Origin of the sequence: Variovorax sp. UMC13, from assembly GCF_014170375.1 — a bacterium.
Lineage (GTDB): Bacteria > Pseudomonadota > Gammaproteobacteria > Burkholderiales > Burkholderiaceae_C > Variovorax.
Window position 1 is genome coordinate 82,408 of the sequence record NZ_LZZW01000030.1, and the last position, 18,831, is coordinate 101,238.

At 71.3% G+C, this 18,831-nt stretch carries 19 protein-coding genes; 11 read left to right on the top strand and 8 right to left on the bottom strand.

Annotated features, from left to right (window positions below; all coding sequences use genetic code 11):
• Positions 1–3: 3 nt before the first annotated feature.
• On the top strand, positions 4–1,752 hold the full coding sequence (locus tag A9977_RS23945; protein WP_183027351.1) for a cytochrome c biogenesis protein DipZ: 1,749 nt from the start codon (positions 4–6) through the stop codon (positions 1,750–1,752).
• Here A9977_RS23945 and A9977_RS23950 read toward each other — a convergent pair.
• From A9977_RS23950 to ruvB, 4 genes are all read right to left on the bottom strand, one after another.
• Entirely contained in the window at positions 1,739–2,911 is a 1,173-nt protein-coding gene (locus A9977_RS23950; RefSeq protein ID WP_183027352.1) for a glycosyltransferase, read from the bottom strand. The two genes, A9977_RS23945 and A9977_RS23950, sit on opposite strands and share 14 nt — an antisense overlap.
• On the bottom strand, positions 2,908–3,786 hold the full coding sequence (locus A9977_RS23955) for a UDP-2,3-diacylglucosamine diphosphatase (RefSeq protein ID WP_183027353.1): 879 nt from the start codon (positions 3,784–3,786) through the stop codon (positions 2,908–2,910). Before A9977_RS23955 ends, A9977_RS23950 begins: the two co-directional genes overlap by 4 nt.
• Before the next feature lie 54 nt (positions 3,787–3,840).
• A complete protein-coding gene (gene dmeF / locus A9977_RS23960) occupies positions 3,841–4,812 on the bottom strand; it encodes a CDF family Co(II)/Ni(II) efflux transporter DmeF (RefSeq protein ID WP_183027354.1) in 972 nt (323 codons plus the stop codon).
• Positions 4,813–4,974: 162 nt separating this feature from the next.
• Positions 4,975–6,030, bottom strand: a complete 1,056-nt coding sequence (gene ruvB, locus A9977_RS23965; protein ID WP_183027355.1) for a Holliday junction branch migration DNA helicase RuvB — start codon at positions 6,028–6,030, stop codon at positions 4,975–4,977.
• A gap of 75 nt (positions 6,031–6,105) precedes the next feature.
• On the opposite strand from ruvB, the gene A9977_RS23970 reads away from it, so the two are divergent.
• The 8 genes from A9977_RS23970 (at position 6,106) to A9977_RS24005 (ending at position 14,418) form a co-directional block, all read left to right on the top strand.
• Positions 6,106–6,717 (top strand): CDP-alcohol phosphatidyltransferase family protein, encoded by a 612-nt coding sequence (locus A9977_RS23970; RefSeq protein WP_183027356.1) that lies wholly within the window; start codon positions 6,106–6,108, stop codon positions 6,715–6,717.
• 52 nt (positions 6,718–6,769) lie between these two features.
• Positions 6,770–8,539, top strand: coding sequence for a bifunctional alpha/beta hydrolase/class I SAM-dependent methyltransferase (locus A9977_RS23975; RefSeq protein WP_183027357.1), 1,770 nt, complete (start codon positions 6,770–6,772; stop codon positions 8,537–8,539).
• A gap of 129 nt (positions 8,540–8,668) precedes the next feature.
• Positions 8,669–9,988, top strand: coding sequence for a phosphatase PAP2/dual specificity phosphatase family protein (locus A9977_RS23980; protein ID WP_183027358.1), 1,320 nt, complete (start codon positions 8,669–8,671; stop codon positions 9,986–9,988).
• Positions 9,985–10,419, top strand: a complete 435-nt coding sequence (locus A9977_RS23985) for a hypothetical protein (protein ID WP_183027359.1) — start codon at positions 9,985–9,987, stop codon at positions 10,417–10,419. The genes A9977_RS23980 and A9977_RS23985 overlap by 4 nt, the downstream gene beginning before the upstream one ends.
• Before the next feature lie 28 nt (positions 10,420–10,447).
• The gene (locus A9977_RS23990) at positions 10,448–11,122 is read left to right on the top strand and encodes a lysophospholipid acyltransferase family protein (protein ID WP_183027360.1); all 675 of its coding nucleotides are present in this window, start codon (positions 10,448–10,450) and stop codon (positions 11,120–11,122) included.
• 4 nt (positions 11,123–11,126) lie between these two features.
• Positions 11,127–12,080 (top strand): phosphatidate cytidylyltransferase, encoded by a 954-nt coding sequence (locus A9977_RS23995; RefSeq protein WP_183027361.1) that lies wholly within the window; start codon positions 11,127–11,129, stop codon positions 12,078–12,080.
• A gap of 136 nt (positions 12,081–12,216) precedes the next feature.
• Positions 12,217–13,536 carry a ParB/Srx family N-terminal domain-containing protein gene (locus A9977_RS24000; protein ID WP_183027362.1) on the top strand — a complete coding sequence of 440 codons (1,320 nt, stop codon included), beginning with the start codon at positions 12,217–12,219 and terminating at the stop codon, positions 13,534–13,536.
• A gap of 126 nt (positions 13,537–13,662) precedes the next feature.
• Positions 13,663–14,418, top strand: a complete 756-nt coding sequence (locus tag A9977_RS24005; RefSeq protein ID WP_259652122.1) for a hypothetical protein — start codon at positions 13,663–13,665, stop codon at positions 14,416–14,418.
• Positions 14,419–14,430: 12 nt separating this feature from the next.
• Here the strand turns inward: A9977_RS24005 and A9977_RS24010 are convergent, their stop codons facing one another.
• Together A9977_RS24010 and ruvA are read right to left on the bottom strand one after the other, a co-directional pair.
• A complete protein-coding gene (locus A9977_RS24010) occupies positions 14,431–15,420 on the bottom strand; it encodes a hypothetical protein (protein ID WP_183027363.1) in 990 nt (329 codons plus the stop codon).
• Positions 15,417–15,989: a Holliday junction branch migration protein RuvA gene (gene ruvA / locus A9977_RS24015; protein WP_183027364.1), complete on the bottom strand. Its 573-nt coding sequence runs from the start codon at positions 15,987–15,989 to the stop codon at positions 15,417–15,419. The genes A9977_RS24010 and ruvA overlap by 4 nt, the downstream gene beginning before the upstream one ends.
• A gap of 31 nt (positions 15,990–16,020) precedes the next feature.
• On the opposite strand from ruvA, the gene A9977_RS24020 reads away from it, so the two are divergent.
• Positions 16,021–16,968: a PhoH family protein gene (locus A9977_RS24020; RefSeq protein ID WP_183027365.1), complete on the top strand. Its 948-nt coding sequence runs from the start codon at positions 16,021–16,023 to the stop codon at positions 16,966–16,968.
• Between the two features lies 1 nt (position 16,969).
• The gene (gene ybeY, locus A9977_RS24025; RefSeq protein WP_183027366.1) at positions 16,970–17,422 is read left to right on the top strand and encodes an rRNA maturation RNase YbeY; all 453 of its coding nucleotides are present in this window, start codon (positions 16,970–16,972) and stop codon (positions 17,420–17,422) included.
• Here ybeY and dtd read toward each other — a convergent pair.
• Both dtd and A9977_RS24035 read right to left on the bottom strand, forming a co-directional pair.
• Positions 17,419–17,859: a D-aminoacyl-tRNA deacylase gene (gene dtd / locus A9977_RS24030; protein ID WP_183027367.1), complete on the bottom strand. Its 441-nt coding sequence runs from the start codon at positions 17,857–17,859 to the stop codon at positions 17,419–17,421. The two genes, ybeY and dtd, sit on opposite strands and share 4 nt — an antisense overlap.
• Positions 17,856–18,800, bottom strand: coding sequence for a cation diffusion facilitator family transporter (locus A9977_RS24035; RefSeq protein ID WP_310936186.1), 945 nt, complete (start codon positions 18,798–18,800; stop codon positions 17,856–17,858). Before A9977_RS24035 ends, dtd begins: the two co-directional genes overlap by 4 nt.
• Positions 18,801–18,831 lie beyond the last annotated feature (31 nt).

Consider the following 18,831-nt stretch of genomic DNA (forward strand, 5'->3'; position numbering starts at 1 on the left):
GCCATGCTCATCCTCTTCATCGCCTACCTGGGCGGGGTGCTCACGATCCTGAGCCCCTGCATCCTGCCGGTACTGCCCTTCGTGTTCGCACGCGCCGACCGGCCCTTCCGCTCGCACGGCCTGCCGATGCTGGCGGGCATGGCGCTGGCCTTCGCCGCCATCGCCACGCTGGCCGCGGTGGGCGGCGGCTGGGTGGTCACGCTCAACCAGTACGGCCGCTACGCCGCGATCGCACTGCTGGCGGGCTTCGGCCTCACGCTGCTGTTCCCGGCCCTCGCCGACCGGTTGAGCCGGCCGCTGGTCGCGCTGGGACTGCGGCTGTCCGACGCGCCCGCGGCTGTCGGCTCGCCGCTGCTGCTGGGCGTGGGCACCGGGCTGCTCTGGGCGCCCTGCGCGGGGCCGATCCTGGGCCTGATCCTCACGGGCGCTGCGCTCAACGGCGCCAGCGTCGGCACGTCCCTGCTGCTGCTGGCCTATGCCGCGGGCGCCTGCACCTCGCTGGCCGCGGCACTGCTGTTCGGCGGCCGGCTGTTCGCGCTGATGAAGCATTCGCTGCACACCGGCGAATGGCTGCGGCGCGCGGCCGGCGCCGCGGTGCTGGTGGGCGTGGGCGCGATCGCGCTGGGGCTGGACACGGGGCTGCTCGCGCGCCTGTCGGTCGGCACCACCTCGGAACTGGAACAGGCGCTGGTGGAAAAGGTCCGCATGCCGGCGCCCGTACCGGCCATCGACGCCGGCGGCCTGGTGCCGACCGCGCTGCGCGAACCCTCCCCCGCGCGCACCCTGGGCATCGAAGGCAGCCTGCCTTCGCTCGCGGGCGCGACCGAGTGGATCAACTCGCCGCCGCTCACGGCCGAAGGCCTGCGCGGCAAGGTGGTGCTGGTCGACTTCTGGACCTACTCCTGCATCAACTGCCTGCGCACCCTGCCCTACCTGCGCGCCTGGGCCGAGAAGTACCGGGACGCGGGCCTGGTGGTGCTGGGCGTGCACGCGCCGGAGTTCGCCTTCGAGAAGCGTTCGGCCAACGTGCACCGGGCGGTGCGCGAGTTGGGCGTCGGCTTCCCGGTGGCGGTCGACAACGACTTCGCGCTCTGGCGCGGCTTCGGCAACCGCTACTGGCCGGCCTTCTACTTCGTCGATGCGCAGGGCCGGATCCGCCACCACCAGTTCGGCGAGGGCGACTACGCGCAGGCGGAACAGGTGCTGCAGCAGCTGCTCGCCGAGGCGGGCCAGGCGAACCTGCCGTCGACGCTGGTGGCGCCGCAGGGCCAGGGCGTGCAGGCCGCGCCCGGCTCGGCGCCGGTGCTGTCGGGCGAGACCTACCTGGGCTACGCGCAGGCGCAGGGCTTCGCCGTGCCCGGCGGCCTGGTGCGCGACCGCGCGCAGGCCTACCCGGGCGCCGCCACGCTGCGCACCAACCAGTGGGCACTGGCCGGCGAATGGACCGCGGAGCCCGAGCGCATCGTGGCCCGCGGCGCGAACGGCCGCATCGCCTACCGCTTCCACGCGCGCGACCTGCACCTGGTGCTGGGCCCGGCGGCCGACGGCCGGCCGGTGCGCTTCCGGGTGCGCGTGGACGGCCAGCCGCCGCTGGCCGACCACGGCGCCGACACCGACGCGCAGGGCGAAGGCGTGGTCGATGCGCAGAAGCTCTACCAGCTGGTGCGCCAGGCCGCGCCCGGCCCGGACCGGCTGTTCGAGATCGAGTTCCTCGACGCCGGCGCGCAGGCCTACGCCTTCACCTTCGGCTGAGGCCCGGGGTGCGGAAGTCGGGCGCCGGCAGGTCGGCCTGGGCCACGATGCGCTCGAGGATGGCCGGCAGCTCGAACACCGCGCGGTTGTCCAGGCGCCGGGTGGCGGCGCGGTAGCGCGGCAGTTCGCGCACCAGCTGCGCCACCGCGGCGTCGATGCGGGCGAAGCTGGGCAGCACCAGCCCGACCTCGTGCTCGCGCACCCACTGCGTGTTGTAGCGCTCCTGCGGCAGGGTCCAGCGGTTGCGCACCACGATCACCGGCAGCCGCATCTGCACCGCCTCGCTGAGGCTGCCCGGTCCGGGCTTGCCGATGAAGAAGTCGGCCAGCTGCATGGTGCGCGCGACCTCGGGCGTGAAGCCCAGCACCCGCCGCGGCGCCCGCGCGGGCAAAGCTTCGAGCGCCTTGGCCAGCGCGGCGTTGTGGCCGCAGACCAGGATCAGCTGCGTGTCCGGCAGCCGCTTGGCGATGTCGAGCATGGCCTTCGCGCCCTGGCCGCCGAACAGCACGATGCCGGTGGCGCGGTCCGGGTCGAGCCCCAGGCGCACGCGCTCGGCCGCGCGGTCGGCCGGCGGCGACGCATAGAAATCGTCGCGCAGCAGCATGCCCGAGCTGGCGTGGATGTGGCTGGCGGGCAGGCCGGCGTCGCGCGCCTGCTGCAGCGCATGGGCCGAGCCGCAGACCACGTGCTGGTCCAACCCCTTGTCGATCCAGAAGCGCGGAGGGTGGTCGGCCAGGTCGGTCAGCACGGTCGCGAAGGGCACGCCGGGCAGGGCCGAGGCCAGCGACTCGCGCAGGCCGCGGTTGAAGTTGGGGATCATCGACACCACCAGGTCGGGCTCGGTGGCCAGCCAGTGCTGCTGCAGCAGGCGCACGGTAGGCCCGTGCCACCAGCGGATCATGGCCTGCAGCAGCTTGAGCTCCTGCGCGAGCCCGGCGGTCCAGCCGCGCGCGATGCGCTTGTTGTAGTAGTCCTCGGGCTCCATGCCGGTCATGCGGCGGAACTTCTGCGTCGGGTCCAGCACCTCGCGCAGGTTCAGCAGGCGCACGGTCCAGGGCAGGCCCGCGCGCGCGATCGCGGCCCGCAGCGCCAGCGCCGAGGCGCGGTGGCCGCCGCCGGCATCGAGATAGACCAGGTCGACCGTGCGCGCGCGGCTCATGCCGACACCGGCTGCCGCTTGGGCGCGGCCCGGCGCGCGCGCGCGGCCACCGGCATGTGCTCGGCCCAGCGCAGGATCTCCAGCGTGCCGTCGGCCTGCTCGGCCAGGGCCGTGAGGCTCTCGACCCAGTCGCCGTCGTTGCAGTAGAGGATGCCGTCGATGTCGCGCATCTCGGCATGGTGGATGTGGCCGCAGACCACGCCCTGCACGCCGCGTTTGCGCGCCTCTCGCGCCACCGCGTTCTCGAAGTCGCCCACGTAGCTGACCGCGCGCTTGACCTTGAGCTTGAGGTACTGCGACAGCGACCAGTAGGGCAGGCCCATGCGCGCGCGCAGCGAGTTGAGGTGGCGGTTGAGCCGCAGCGTGAACTCGTAGAGCGAGTCGCCCACGTGGGCCAGCCACTTGGCGCACTGGATCACGCCGTCGAACAGGTCGCCGTGCATCACCCACAGCGCGCGGCCGTCGGCGGTCTCGTGCACCCAGTCCTCCACCACCTCGATGCCGCCGAAGTCGTGGTTGACGTACTTGCGCGCGAACTCGTCGTGGTTGCCCGGCACGAAGATCACGCGCGTGCCCTTGCGCGCCTTGCGCAGCAGCTTCTGGATCACGTCGTTGTGCGCCTGCGGCCAGTACCACTGCCGCCGCAGCTGCCAGCCGTCGATGATGTCGCCGACCAGGTAGAGCGTCTCGCACTCGGTGTGCTTGAGGAAATCGAGCAGCGCATGCGCCTGGCAGCCCGGCGTGCCCAGGTGCAGGTCGGAGATCCACAGCGTGCGGTAGCGCAGCGGTGGCCGCGTCGGTGGATCGTCGGCCGTCTCGGGAGAGGGGGCCGCAGTGTCGCGCCATGCGCGAAGGAAGGCATCGTCGCGTTGCATGGGACCGCAGCGTCGGCCCCGCGCATGTCCGCCGCGCGGCGGCGGCGTGAATTTTCAGTGACAGGGGTGGTGGCTGTCGCTGCAGCGCTGCACTTCGACCGTCGAATGCACGATCTCCTCGTGCATCGAGAACTGCGCGCGCACCTCGTCGGCGCCGAGCGTGGGCGAATGCGTGACCACGCTGAGCGCGCAGGCGTAGGCGTTGCGGCCCACGCGCCAGACGTGCAGGTCGGCCACGCGGGTGTGCGAGTCGGCCAGGCCCTGCTCGACGCCTTCGCGGATCTCGTCGACCACGGGGTGGTCCATCTCGCGGTCGAGCAGCACGCGGCCGGTCTGCAGCAGCAGGCTCTTGGCCCAGACCGCCACCAGCACCGCGCCGACGATGCCCATCACCGGGTCCAGCCAGGCCCAGCCGTAGAGCCAGCCGCCGACCAGGGCGGCGATGGCGAGCACCGAGGTGGCGGCGTCGGCCAGCACGTGCAGGTAGGCGGATTGCAGGTTGAGGTCCTGGCCATGGTCGTGTGCGTGGTCGTGCCCATGGCCGTGGCCATGGTGCTCGTCGTGCGCGTGGTGCGCGCCGCCCAACAGCCGCGCGCAGACCAGGTTCACCAGCAGCCCGGCCACCGCGATGACGATGGCTTCGCGGTAATGGATCGGCTCGGGCGACCACAGCCGCTGCAGCGAGCCGATCACCATCAGCGCCGCGATGCCCAGCAGCAGCAGGGCGCTCGCGAAGCCCGCCAGCACCTCGATCTTCCAGGTGCCGAAGGCAAAGCGCGGATCGGCCGCATAGCGCCGCACCGCCGCATAGGCGAAGGCGCTGAGTCCCAGCGCGAAGGCATGCGAGCTCATGTGCCAGCCGTCGGCCAGCAGCGCCATCGAGTTGAACCACCAGCCGGCCCCGATCTCCACCAGCATGGTGGCGGCGGTGATCCACATCACGAGGCGGGTGCTGCGCTCGGCCGCGTGGCTGTCGGTGTCGAAGCGGTGGCTGTGCTGCCAGGCGCTCAGGTCATGGGTGTGCATGGGCGGGATTCCTTTGCGGCGCACTATGCCTGCAGCCGCTTGCCCGATACGCGAGAAGGGCCAGGGCGCCGTGGAACCGGCTTCGCCGGGCCACTGGCGTCGCCCCCTTGAGGGGGAAGGCGCAGCCACACGAAGTGGGCAAGCCTTCGGGGGTGGGCCTTTTCAGGCGCCGAACATGTCGCCGTCGCGGGTCGGCGGGGCAACGCCCAGGTGACGGTACGCCGCCAGCGTGGCGATCCGCCCGCGCGGCGTGCGCTGCAGGTAGCCCTGCTGGATCAGGTAGGGCTCGATCACGTCCTCGATGGTGTCGCGCTCCTCGCCGATGCTGGCCGCGATGTTGTCCAGCCCGACCGGGCCGCCGTCGAAGCGGTGGATCACGGCCTCGAGCAGCTTGCGGTCCATCAGGTCGAAGCCCTGCGGGTCGACGTCGAGCATGGCCAGCGCCTTGTGCGCGATGTCCTCGGTGATCCGGCCCTCGCCCTTGACCTGCGCATAGTCGCGCACCCGGCGCAGCAGCCGGTTGGCGATGCGCGGCGTGCCGCGCGAACGGCGCGCGATCTCGAAGCCGCCGCTCGGGTCCATCGGCACCTTGAGCAGGCCGGCGCTGCGCGTGACGATGCGCGCCAGCTCCTCGGGCGTGTAGAACTCCAGCCGCGAGACGATGCCGAAGCGGTCGCGCAGCGGGTTGGTCAGCATGCCGGCGCGGGTGGTGGCGCCGACCAGCGTGAAGGGCTGCAGGTCGAGCTTGATGCTGCGCGCGGCCGGGCCCTCGCCGATCATGATGTCGATCTGGTAGTCCTCCAGCGCGGGGTAGAGGATTTCCTCGACCACCGGGCTCAGCCGATGGATCTCGTCGATGAAGAGCACGTCGTTGCGCTCGAGGTTGGTCAACAGCGCGGCCAGGTCCTTGGGCTTCTCGAGCACCGGGCCCGAGGTCTGGCGCAGGTTCACGCCCAGCTCGGCCGCGATGATGTGGCTCAGCGTGGTCTTGCCCAGGCCGGGCGGGCCGAACAGCAGCACATGGTCGAGCGCCTCGCCGCGCTGGCGCGCCGCGCCGATGAAGATCTCGAGCTGCTCGCGCACCTTGGCCTGGCCCACGTACTCGTCGAGCAGCTTGGGCCGCAGCGCGCGCTCGATCGCCTCCTCGTTGGGCGAGGCCGGGGCGGCCGACACCACGCGGGGCGGTGCGGGGGCGAAATCGTCGGTCTGAATGGTCATGATTCGGGTATTTGTCGGACAGTTTAGTCGGCCGCCCGGTCGCAGAATGATGCGTCCAACAATGAGGGGGAGCGCGTGTCCATCTATGAGCTGAAGCCCCGGTTCCAGGCCCTGTTGCGGCCACTCGTGGTGCGCCTGCATGCGCTCGGCGTGACCGCCAATCAGGTCACGCTGGCGGCCTGCGCGATCTCGGTGGCGCTGGGCCTGTGGCTCTTCTTCGCCGCGCCGCGGGCCGGCTTCTTCGCCCTGATCCCGCTCTGGATGTTCCTGCGCATGGCCTTCAACGCCATCGACGGCATGCTGGCGCGCGAGCACGGCCAGCAGAGCGCCCTGGGCGCCTTCCTCAACGAACTGACCGACGTGCTGTCCGACGCGGCGCTCTACCTGCCCTTCGCCCTGGTCGCGCCCTTCAGCCCCTTCTGGGTCGGCACGGTGATCGTGCTGGCCGGCCTGAGCGAATTCACCGGCGCCCTCGGCCCCACGGTGGGCGCCTCGCGCCGCTACGACGGGCCGCTGGGCAAGAGCGACCGCGCCTTCGTGTTCGGCGCGCTCGGGCTCTATGTCGCGCTGGGCTGGCCGCTGCCGGCCGGCGCCGCCTGGCTGATGCCGCTGCTGGCGGCGGGGGTGGCCTGGACCATCGTCAACCGCATCCGCCGCGCGCTGGCCGAGGCCGCGATGCAGCCCTGAACACGCCTCTCTCCAAGACCAACAAGACCAACCCGCAAACCCCAGGGACGCCATGACCGACAAGATCACTTCACGCAGCTTCACCGAACAGCACTTCAACACCCACGACGGCGTCTCGCTGTTCTACCGCCATTGGCCCGCCACCGGCTCGGTGCGCCGCGGCGCGATCGTGCTGTTCCACCGCGGCCACGAGCATGGCGCGCGCATGGCGCACCTGGTCGACGAACTCGACCTGCCCGACTTCGACTTCTTCGCCTGGGACGCGCGCGGCCACGGCCACTCGCCCGGCCCGCGCGGCCACAGCCCCAGCTTCGCGACCTCGGTGCGCGACGTCCAGACCTTCGTCGACCACATCGGTGCGGCGCACGGCGTGCCCGAGCGCGACCTGCACGTGATCGCGCAGAGCGTGGGCGCGGTGCTGATCTCGACCTGGGCCCACGACTACGCGCCCAAGGTGCGCGGCCTCACGCTCGCCTCGCCGGCCTTCCAGGTCAAGCTCTACGTGCCCTTCGCGCGCGCCGGCCTGGGGTTGATGCACAAGCTGCGCGGCCTGTTCTTCGTCAACAGCTATGTCAAGCCCAAGTTCCTCACCCACGACCCGCGGCGCATCGCCAGCTACGAGCGCGACCCGCTGATCTCGCGCCCGATCGCGGTCAACATCCTGCTCGACCTGTACGCCGCGGCCGACCGCGTGGTGGCCGATGCCAACGCGATCACGCTGCCGGTGCAGCTGCTGATCTCCGGGTCCGACTGGGTGGTGCACCACAAGCCGCAGCACCAGTTCTTCGAACGCCTGGGCAGCGCGGTCAAGACCAAGCTGGAACTGCCCGGCTTCTTCCACGACACCCTGGGCGAACGCGACCGCGCGCCGGCCGTGGCCGCGGTCCGCGCCTTCATCCTCGAGCGCTTCGACGCGCCCGTGCCCGCGGTCGACCTGCGCGAGGCGCACCTGCGCGGCGCCACCGCCGACGAATCGCGCGCGCTGGCCGAGCCGCAGTCGCCCTGGTCGCCGCGCGGTGCCTACTGGGCGCTCACGCGCGCCGGCCTGCGCTTCGGCGGGAAGTTCTCGCGCGGCGTGAAGCTGGGCCACGACACCGGCTTCGACTCGGGCAGCACGCTCGACTACGTCTACCGCAATGCGCCCGAGGGCCAGGGCGCGCTGGGCCGCGCCATCGACCGGACCTACCTGAATTCCATCGGCTGGCGCGGCATCCGCCAGCGCAAGGTGCACGTCGAGGAACTGATCCGCGAGGCGATGGAGCGGCTGGCCGCGCAGCACCGCGAGGTGCGCGTGATGGACATCGCCGCGGGCCACGGCCGCTACGTGCTCGACGCGGTCGCCGCCAGCCCGGTCAAGGCCAGTTCGATCCTGCTGCGCGACTACAGCGACATCAACGTGCGCGACGGCACGGCCCTGATCGCCGAGAAGGAGCTGCAGCACATCGCCAGCTTCGTGCAGGCCGATGCCTTCAACCGCATCAGCCTGGCCAGCGTGACGCCGCGGCCCACGCTGGCCGTGGTGTCGGGCCTGTACGAGCTGTTCCCCGACAACGAGATGGTGCGCCGCTCGCTGGCCGGTGTGGGCGATGCCGTGGAAGACCGCGGCTACCTGGTCTACACCGGCCAGCCCTGGCATCCGCAGCTGGAGATGATCGCGCGCGCGCTCACCAGCCACCGCGAGGGCGAAGCCTGGGTGATGCGCCGCCGCACGCAGGCCGAGATGGACCAGTTGGTGGAGGAGGCGGGCTTCCGCAAGATCGCGCAGCGGGTCGACGAGTGGGGGATCTTCACGGTCTCATTGGCCATCCGCACCGGCCATTGAGATGGGCTCTCCCCCAGGCTTCGCGCACTGCGTGTCGCTTATCCCTCCCCCTCTCCGGGGGCGACACCGGCGGCCCGGCAAAGCCGGTTCCGCGGTGTCCCGCGCTGAACACCGAAAAGGAGGGTGCCGATGAAGCTGTGGTTCGCCAAGGGCTTGTGGAAGCGCGCCATCGCCTGGCTGGTGCTGCTCGGGCCGCTGTTCTATTCGACCTACGGCCTCGCCAATTGGTGGGCCGCCTCGCGCGCCGTGGTGCCGACGCTGGCCTTCGACTGGGAACATGGCCTGCCCTTCTGGCCCTGGACCATCTTTCCCTACTGGACCATCAACGTCTTCTACGCGCTGTCGCCGTTCCTCGCGCGCGACCGGCACACGATGGACCGGCATGCGCTGCGGCTGGTCACGGCCACCGTCATCGCGGTGAGCTGCTTCCTGCTCTGGCCGCTGCGCTTCAGCTTCGGCCAGCCCGCGGTCAGCGGCGCGCCGGCCTTCCTGTTCGACGCGCTGCGCGGCTTCGACCAGCCCTTCAACCAGGCGCCCTCGCTGCACATCGCGCTGGCCGTGATCCTCTGGGACTGGTACCGGCAGTTCATCCGCCCGTTGTGGGCGCGGCTGGTGCTGCACCTCTGGGCCTTCGCGATCTGCGCCTCGGTGCTCACGACCTGGCAGCACCACTTCATCGACATCCCGACCGGCGCCCTGCTGGGCCTGGTCTGCGTCTGGCTCTGGCCGCTGGAACGCGTGGCCTCGCTGCGCCAGGGCTGGCGGCTGGCGCGCGATCCGCAGCGCTGGAAGCTCGCGGCGCTGTACGGCGTCGGCGCGGCGGTTTTTCTCGGTGCCGCGCTGGGGATCGGCGGGTGGGGCCTGTGGCTCGGCTGGCCGGCCGCCTCGCTGGCGCTGGTGGCACTCAACTACGCGGGCCTGGGCGCGCGCGGCTTCCAGATGGACCGCCATGGCCGCATGCGCTGGGCCGCGCGCTGGCTGTTCGCGCCCTACCGGCTGGGCGCGGCGCTCAACGCGCGGGCCTGGACGCGGCGCCTGCCGGCCTCGGTCGAGGTCGCGCCGGGGCTGCGGCTCGGGCGCATCCCGAGCGCGGCCGAATGGCAGGCCGCGGGCCGGCCGCAGCTGGTGAGCCTGTGCGCCGAACTGCAGCTGCCCGCCGTCGCGGGCGCGCACTGCCTGCCGATGCTCGACCTGGTGGTGCCGCCGCCCGACCGGCTGCGCCGCGCGGCCCAGCTCATCGAGGCCCGGCGCCAGGCCGGCCAGGCCGTCTGGGTCTGCTGCGCGCTGGGCTTCTCGCGCAGCGCGGCGGCGAGCATCGCCTGGCTGCGGCTGCACGACGGCACGCGCGATGCCGAGGCCCAGGTGCGCCGCGCCCGGCCACAGATCGTGCTGCGCGATGCCTGGCAGCGCGCGCTCGACCTCGCGACACGGCACACTCGCACGCCATGACCGACCACGAACGTTCGCTGTGTTCCGCCACCGCGCGCCTGCTGCAGGCCGCCGGCACCGTCGCCGCCTGGGGCTTCGGCCTGAGCCTGGTCGCGGTCTCGGTGCTGGCCCTGACCGGGCGCTCGCTGTCGCTGCTGTCCTGCATGGGCTTCGGCGCCGTGGCCGTGATCGGCGTGCTCGAGCGCTACCTGGCGCTGCGCATCCGCCTCGACGTGGGCCTGTTCCAGGACCTGGCCAGCGGCGCCATCGCCTCGCTGGGCACGCTCGACCTCGCGCTGCAGAAGCTGGGCCTGCGCTTCGCGCCCGATACGCCGCGCGACCTGACGGCGCGCGCGTTGGGCGCGCGCCAGCTGATGCAGCGCCATGCCATCACCGTGGCCTGCCAGAGCGCGATGTTCCTGCTGGCGCTGCTGACCCAGGACCTGCGGTGAGCGCCGCCCCCTTCTTCCCTTGGACACCATGAACCCTTCTCCACGCAGCGGCCTGCGCAAGGCCGCCGCCGTCGTCTCCTCCTGGCTGATCGTGGGCGCGGCCAAGCTGCTGACCGGCGTGCGCGGCCTCTGGTCGGGCACCGGGCCCAAGGCCGAGCAGACGCTCTACTTCGCCAACCACACCAGCCACGGCGACTTCGTGCTGCTGTGGGCCACGCTGCCGCCCGACCTGCGCGCGCTCACCCGGCCGGTCGCGGGCCAGGACTATTGGGAGGCCTCGGCGCTGCGCCGCTTCATCGGCGAGGACGTGTTCAACGCACTGATGATCCGGCGCGACGGTGGCACCGCGGCCGGCGCGCCCAACCCGGTCGAACAGATGACGCAGGCGCTGCAGTCGGGCGACTCGCTGATCATGTTCCCCGAAGGCACGCGCAACACCGGCGACGAGACCCTGCTGCCGCTCAAGAGCGGCCTGTTCCACCTCGCGCGCGCCTGCCCCAACGTGCGGCTGGTGCCGGTGTGGATCGAGAACCTCAAGCGCGTGCTGCCCAAGGGCATGCTGGTGCCGATCCCGCTGGCCTGCACGGTGCGCTACGGCGCGCCGCTGGTGCTGGCCGAGGGCGAGGACAAGACCGCCTTCATCGCACGCGCGCGCGCCGCGATGCTCGCGCTGCGCCCCGAATACGACAAGGCGGAAGACTGAAGCCATGAACCTTTCCGCTTCGACCCAGACCACGCTGACGCTGTTCGGCGGCGTGTTCGGCGTGCTGGTGCTGGCCTCGGCAATCGGCGCGCTGCTCAAGTGGCGCGTGGCCCACGGCCAGCCGCACCCGGTGATCGACAACCTCAATTCGCGCGTCAACGCCTGGTGGGTGATGGTGGCGGTGATCGGCCTGGCCTTCGCCTTCGGCAAGGGCGGCGTGATCGTGCTGTTCTACCTGATCTCGTTCTATGCGCTGCGCGAGTTCATGAGCCTGGCCTACACCCGGCGCGGCGACCACCATGCGATCGCGGTGGCCTTCTTCATCGCGCTGCCGGTGCAGTACTTCCTGATCTGGATCGACTGGTACGGGCTCTACGCGATCTTCATCCCGGTCTACGCCTTCCTGGTGCTGCCGATCCTGGCCGCGGTGGGCGGCGACACCCAGCGCTTCCTCGAGCGCACCTCGAAGATCCAGTGGGGCCTGATGGTCTGCGTGTTCTGCATCAGCCATGTGCCGGCGCTGCTCACGCTGCAGATTCCCGGCTTCGAGGGCCGCAACCTGCTGCTGATCGCCTTCCTGGTGATCGTGGTGCAGGGCAGCGACGTGCTGCAGTACGTCTGGGGCAAGCTCTTCGGCCGGCACAAGGTCGCGCCCGAACTCTCGCCCTCGAAGACCTGGGAAGGGCTGATCGGCGGCGTGGCGAGCGCCACCGCGCTGGGCGCGGCCCTGTCCTGGGCCACGCCCTTCACGCCCTGGCAGGCCGCGCTGATGGCCCTGACCATCTGCCTCATGGGCTTCTTCGGCGGCCTCGTGATGTCGGCCATCAAGCGCGACCGCGGCGTCAAGGACTGGGGCACGATGATCGAAGGCCACGGCGGCATGCTCGACCGGCTCGATTCGGTGGTGTTCGCGGCGCCGGTGTTCTTCCACGCGCTGCGCTACTGGTGGACGCCCTGAACGCCGGCCGGCCAAAGGCCGTCCGCGGCCACGGGCTTCGCCATGGAACTGTCACATTCGCTTCGCAGAATGAACTTTTCCTCTCCCTGAAGGGCCCTTGCGGTGCTGCGCGCCGTGCGGCCCGCACTCCCGCCCCATGTCCCTCGCCTCCCGCTTCGGGCGCCCGCACGCCGGCCCGGTTCCCGTCCTCCGCACCTTGTCTTCCCTGAGCGTCCTCTGCGCCTTGCTGCTCGCGGGCTGCGGTGGCGGCAGCGACGGGGGCGCGCCGCCCGCGGCCGAGACGCCGCCGGTGGCCGTCAACCCGGACCCGGCCGCGCCGCCGCCGGTCGTGACCGAGCCGACGCCGCCCAACCCCCTGCTGAGCGCGGTGGCGGGCGACGTGCTGAAGGTCGCGATCAAGGACCTGCACCCGACCCAGCCCTCGGTCGGCTACGACCAGATCTACTACCACCTGGGCCGCAAGCAGCCGGACCTGACGCGCTTCGCGCCGACCCCGGCCGGCTACCTGGGCGACGACGCCAACGACAACTACTCGCGCTACCTCTACCGCACCGAACGCAAGCGGGTCGACGACTACTGCGCCGACAACGGCCAGGGCGGCGTCGACGATGCGCACTACCTGCCGATGACGGTGCGGCTGATCGATCCCAAGACCTTCGCCTGCAAGGATCCGGTGCCCACCGCGGGCTCGAGCGCCGCGCAGGTGCTGAAGACCGTGGTGGTGGGCCGCGGCGGCACGCTCTACCTGACCGACGGCCACCACACGATGACCGCGCTCAACGAACTGGCCGACGGCGGCGCCGAACTGCCGGTGTGGGTGCGCGTGGCCGCCAACTTCAGCAGCGCCGGCAGCGACAGCGCCTTCTGGGACCAGATGAAGGCCCACCAGTACACCTGGCTCTTCGATGCGCAGCAGCGGCCGATCACGCCCGAGCAGCTGCCCGCCAAGGTCGGCCTGGCGACGATGCAGGACGACCCGTACCGCTCGCTGGTCTACTTCACGCGCGGCCTGGGCTACGACAACAGCAACGTGTCGGAGTTCGCCGAGTTCTACTGGGCTTCGTGGCTGCGCAAGAACGGCTTCGACCTGGCGGCCTACACCCGCCCCGACCTGGCCCGCGCGCGCATCGAGATCACGGCCGGCAAGGCTGTGCCGCGCAGCTCGGACAGCATGACCAGCTACGTGGCCGCGGCCCGCGATGCGGCCCTGCGCATGGTGGCGCTGGCCGGCACCGACCCGGTCGACGGCGGCCGCACCGCGGCCGACCTGGGCAAGCTCGCGCCCCCGACGGCCGCCGGCAGCTGGAACGACCTGATGGAAGAAGAGATCTGGCGCACCGACCTCAACAGCTCCAGCCGCTACCGCTCCGCCGGCAAGGCCTGGTACGCCAAGCGCTTCCGCCAGTGCGGCGGCGCGGCCTCGACGGCGCCGGCCTGCTGGCTGCAGAGCGAGTAGGAGCCGGGGCGCGGGCCGCGGGGCCCGCGCGCGTATTTCATAGCGGCGTGCGCGAACGTCGGTTGACGGGGTGGCGGGGCGGCGATCAGATCGCCCCTTGCCGTCACACCCCGCGCAAGCCGATCCATGCACCCCGAATCCTTCTCCCTGGCCATCGCCACGCCCACGCACTACGGTGCGATGGCATCGCCGTACGTCGTCGCACTGTCCGCGCTGCAAACGCACTGCTTCCGGCACAACATCGGGTTCCAGCTGCTGCTGCAGGAAGGCGTCAGCGCCATCGACCATGCACGCAACTTCCTGGCCAACCGCTTCCTCCACGAGACCCGCGCCAGCCACCTGCTGTTCATCGACGACGACATGGGCTTCAACGTGCCGGAGCTGGCCGCGATGTTCGACTGGCGACACCGCGAGGTGGTGGCGGCGATGTGCCCCAAGCGGCGCATCGACTGGACGCGGATCAAGACCATCGTCCAGGCGCACCCCGACATCGCGCCCGCGGCGCTGGCCAACCTGGCCGGCGACTACAGCGGCATGTTCAAGCTGGCCGGCGAAGCGCAGGCCATGACGATCGGCGCCCAGCCGCTGCGCGTCGATGCCATCGGCACCGGCATCATGCTGATCTCGCGCGACTGCCTGGTGCACCTGATCGACGCGGCCGAACTGCCGGCGTCCGCCGACGACGAGGTCGACTACCCGATCTACCAGTTCTTCCGCTCGACCGCCGTGGGCGGCCGGCTGCAGGGCGAGGACTACCACTTCTGCGACCTGGTCAACCGCCATGGCGGCACGGTCTGGGGCTGCCCCTGGCTGACCGTGACCCACAGCGGCACCCACCGCTTCGTCGGCGACCTCAAGGGCATCGCGCGCTACGCGGTCTGAGCCGCTCGGACGTCAGTCCTCGTCGTCCAGACTGCCCGAGCGGCCCATCAGGTAGCCCAGCAGCAGCCCGACGCTGGCACAGCCGATCGCCATCCAGAGGCTGAGGAAGGTATAGGCGTTGTGGCGGCCCGGGTCGCGTGCCAGCGCGAACACCAGGTCGGCGTCGCGCAGTCCTCCGAGCCGGCGCGCCGCCGCGAAGTCGTAGGCCGCCGAGCCCAGGTAGGCCAGCGCCACCAGCAGCGGAACGATCACCGCCAGCGGCAGCCACGCGCGCCGCACCTTGCGCCAGGCCAGGAACTGGGTGAAGAAGAACAGCCCCACCCCGATGACGATCAGCCCGAGCACGAAATCGTCGCGCGCGAAAGGCAGCAGCCACGACCACACCGAGGACAAGGGCCACAGCGGCCATTCGGCGCGCGGCGCCAGCGCGATCACCGGCCGGGCGAAGGCCTCGAGGCCCAGCGCCAGCAGGCCGCGCCCGACCAGCGCCGAGGCGCAGGCGATGGCCGCGACGATGAAGCCCGCGGCGCGCAGCCGGCGCGTGCGCGCCGCGGTCGGCGGCACCGGCGGCAGTGCGGTCTTGAGTTGGACCTGGCGCAAGGGACGGCCGGGCGCCTGCCAGATGGTGTGCGTGGTGGTGATGCTGCGCGGCTGCGCGGGCGGTGGCGGGGGTGCGTCGCCGGCCACGAGCACATCGAGCAAGGCCACCGCCAGCGCGAAGCTCGCCGTGGCCGTGAGCCAGGCGCAGGCGCCCGGCATGTCGATGAAACCACCCGGCGTGAGCAGGGCAAGGTGGCCGTAGAGCAGCCCGGCGCTGCCGTAGGCGATCAGGATCGGCACGCAGCAGATCAGCGCCAGCCGGCCCAGCATCGCATCGCCCTCGGGCGATTCCTGGCGCGGATCGAGCCGCTGCCACAGCGCCACCCAGCCCGGGGCCTCGCCGCGCGGATAGACCTTGCCGGCCTTCGCGGCGGTGCGTTGCCACCCGCCGCGCCAGCTCATTTGGCCAGCGCCCTCAGGGCCAGCTTGATGCCCTCGCTCACGCCCACGTCCTTGGGCAGGGCCTTGAGCGAGGCGGCCGCCTCCTTGTCGCTGTAGCCCAGCGCGACCAGCGCCTGCAGGATGTCGGTCTGCGAGTCCGATGCCGCGTGCTGCGGCAGCGCGATGTCGGCGCCGAGCTTGCCCTTGAGCTCGAGCAGCAAGCGCTCGGCGGTCTTCTTGCCGATGCCCGGGATCTTCACCAGCCGGCCCGCGTCCTGCAGCGTGACGATCTGCGCCAGCTCGGCCACGCTGAGCCCCGAGAGCACGCCCAGCGCCATGCGCGGGCCGACGCCGGAGATCTTGATCAGTTGGCGAAAGGCCGCGCGTTCGGCCGGGGTGCCGAAGCCGTAGAGAATCTGCGCGTCCTCGCGCACCACGAAGTGCGTGAGCAGCGACACACGCTCGCCGGTCGGCGGCAGGTTGTAGAAGGTGCTCATCGGCACGTCGACCTCGTAGCCGACCCCGTTGCAGTCCACCACCACCTGCGGTGGGTTGCGTTCGGCCAGCGTGCCGGTCAATTTGCCTATCATGGGTGCCCTTCTCTAGAGCCGGAATTATCCTTTGATCGTTCGCCACACCTTCAAGCCCCTCAACAACGTGCGCCTCGGGCACTTGTGCGGCCCCCTCGACGAGCACCTGCGCCGCATCGAGGACACGCTGGGCGTGACGATCGCGCACCGCCACGAGCAGTTCAAGGTCGAGGGCCCCAAGGCCATCGCCGACCAGGCGCTCGAGGTGCTGCAGGCGCTCTACGAGATCGCCGAGCGGCCGATCGACCCCGCGGTGGTGCAGCTCACGCTGGCCAGCGACTCGGGCATGACGGCCGACGGCGAGGCCGGCCCGATGCTGGTCACGCGCCGCGCCGACCTGCGCGCGCGCACGCCGACGCAGGCCAGCTACCTCGAGAACATCGCGCGCCACGACATCACCTTCGGCATCGGCCCGGCCGGCACCGGCAAGACCTACCTGGCCGTGGCCTGCGCGGTCGATGCGCTGGAACGCAGCGCGGTGCAGCGCATCGTGCTCACGCGGCCCGCGGTCGAGGCCGGCGAGCGGCTGGGCTTCCTGCCAGGCGACCTGTCGCAGAAGGTCGACCCCTACCTGCGCCCGCTGTACGACGCGCTCTATGACCTGATGGGCTACGACAAGGTGCAGAAGGCCTTCGAGCGCAATGCGCTGGAGATCGCGCCGCTGGCCTTCATGCGCGGGCGCACGCTGAACAACGCCTTCGTGATCCTCGACGAGGCGCAGAACACCACGCCCGAGCAGATGAAGATGTTCCTCACGCGCATCGGCTTCGGCGCCAAGGCCGTGGTCACCGGCGACGTGAGCCAGATCGACCTGCCCAAGTCGCAGCTCAGCGGCCTGATCGATGCCGAGCGGGTGCTCAAGCGGGTCAAGGGCATCGCGATCACGCGCTTCAGCAGCGCCGACGTGGTGCGCCATCCGCTGGTGGCGCGCATCGTCGACGCCTACGACGGCCAGCGCAAGCGCGCCGAGGCGCACTGAGATGGCACTGCCCGCACTCTCCCTGTCCCTGCAGTTCGCGCGCTTCAAGGACGTTGAACGCCACCGGCTCGCGCTGCCGCGCCACAGCGTCACGCGCTGGCTACGCCATGCGCTCGCGATCGATGGCGAGATCACCGTGCGCATCGTCGATGCCGACGAAGGCCAGAAGCTCAACCGCGAATTCCGCGGCAAGGACTACGCGACCAACGTGCTGACCTTCGACTATGCGCAGGAACCGGTCGTGATGGCCGACCTGGTGCTGTGCGCGCCGGTGGTGGCGCGCGAGGCGAAAGAACAGCGCAAGACGCTGGCCGCGCACTACGCCCACCTGCTGGTGCACGGCGCGCTGCATGCGCAGGGCTGGGACCACGAGACCGGCGAGGCCGACGCCGAGGAGATGGAGGCCTACGAGATCGAGATCCTGGCGGAACTCGGCATCGCCAATCCCTACTAGCTCATCTGCAGCGGGATCGTCACCGGCCCGTCGTTGACCAGGTGCACCTGCATGTCGGCCGCGAACACGCCGGTGGCGACCACCGGGTGCGCGGCGCGGGCCTGCGCCACGAAGCGGTCATAGAGGCGCCGGCCCTCGTCGGGCGCCGCTGCGCCGGTGAAGCTCGGGCGGTTGCCGCCGCTCGCGTCGGCCGCCAGCGTGAACTGGCTCACCAGCAGCAGGCCGCCGCCGACGTCCTGCAGGCTGAGGTTCATCTTGCCGGCCGCGTCGGAGAAGATGCGCAGCTTGAGGATCTTGGCCAGCAGCCGGTCGCCCACGGCGTCGCTGTCGCCGCGCTCGGCGCACAGCAGCACCAGCAGGCCCGGGCCGATCGCGCCCACCGTCTCGCCGGCGATCTCGACGCGGGCTTCGCGCACCCGCTGCAGCACGGCCTTCATTCGTGCGCCGCCATCTGCACCGCGCGCGCCTCCATGTCCAGCGGCAGCAGCTGGATGGTCACGCGCAGGCCCGGCACCGCGTCCATCAGCGCCTGCTCCACCGCATCGCGCAGGCCGGCGGCGCGCTGCAGCGACCAGTCGCCCGGCACGTGCATGTGCAGGTCGGCGAAGCGGCGCTGGCCGGCGCTGCGGGTGACGAGGTCGTCGAAGCGCAGCCGCGGTCCCTCGGGCCGCTCGGCCGTGAAGCGGGCCAGCGCGGCCTGCAGCGCGGCCAGCGATTCGGCATCGAGCGCCTGGTCCATCAGCCCCTGCGACGAGCGCCAGACCAGCTTGGCCCCCTCGCGCACGATGTTGAGCGCCACGCCGATGGCCAGCAGCGGATCGAGCCACAGCCAGCCGGTGAAATGCACCGCGACGATGCCCACCACCACCGCGGCCGAGGTCCAGACGTCGGTGACCAGGTGGCGGCCGTCGGCCTCCAGCGCGATCGAGCGGTGCGCGCGCGCCGCGCGGAACAGCATCACGGCCAGGCCGGCGTTGAAGGCCGAGCTCAGGATCGACAGCGCCAGGCCCCAGCCCAGCTGCTCCAGCGGCTGCGGCGACAGCAGCCGCAGCACCGCGACCCAGCCGATCGCCAGCGCCGCACCGATGATCAGGATGCCTTCGAAGCCCGAGGAGAAGTACTCGGCCTTGTGGTGGCCGTAGGGGTGGTTCTCGTCGGCCGGCCGCTCGGCGATGGTCACCATCGCCAGGGCGAACATCGCGCTGGCCAGGTTGACGAAGGACTCCATCGCGTCCGAGATCAGGCCCATCGAGTTGGTGATGTAGCCCGCGCCGCCCTTGAGCACGATGGTCAGCAGCGCCACCGCGATCGACAGCCGCAGCAGCGCCGCGGGGCCCCAGCGAGGTTTGCGAGAGGAGTCGGCGAGGGTTGAAGCCACGGTAGATCGGTACTGCCACACGGTTGAGGCG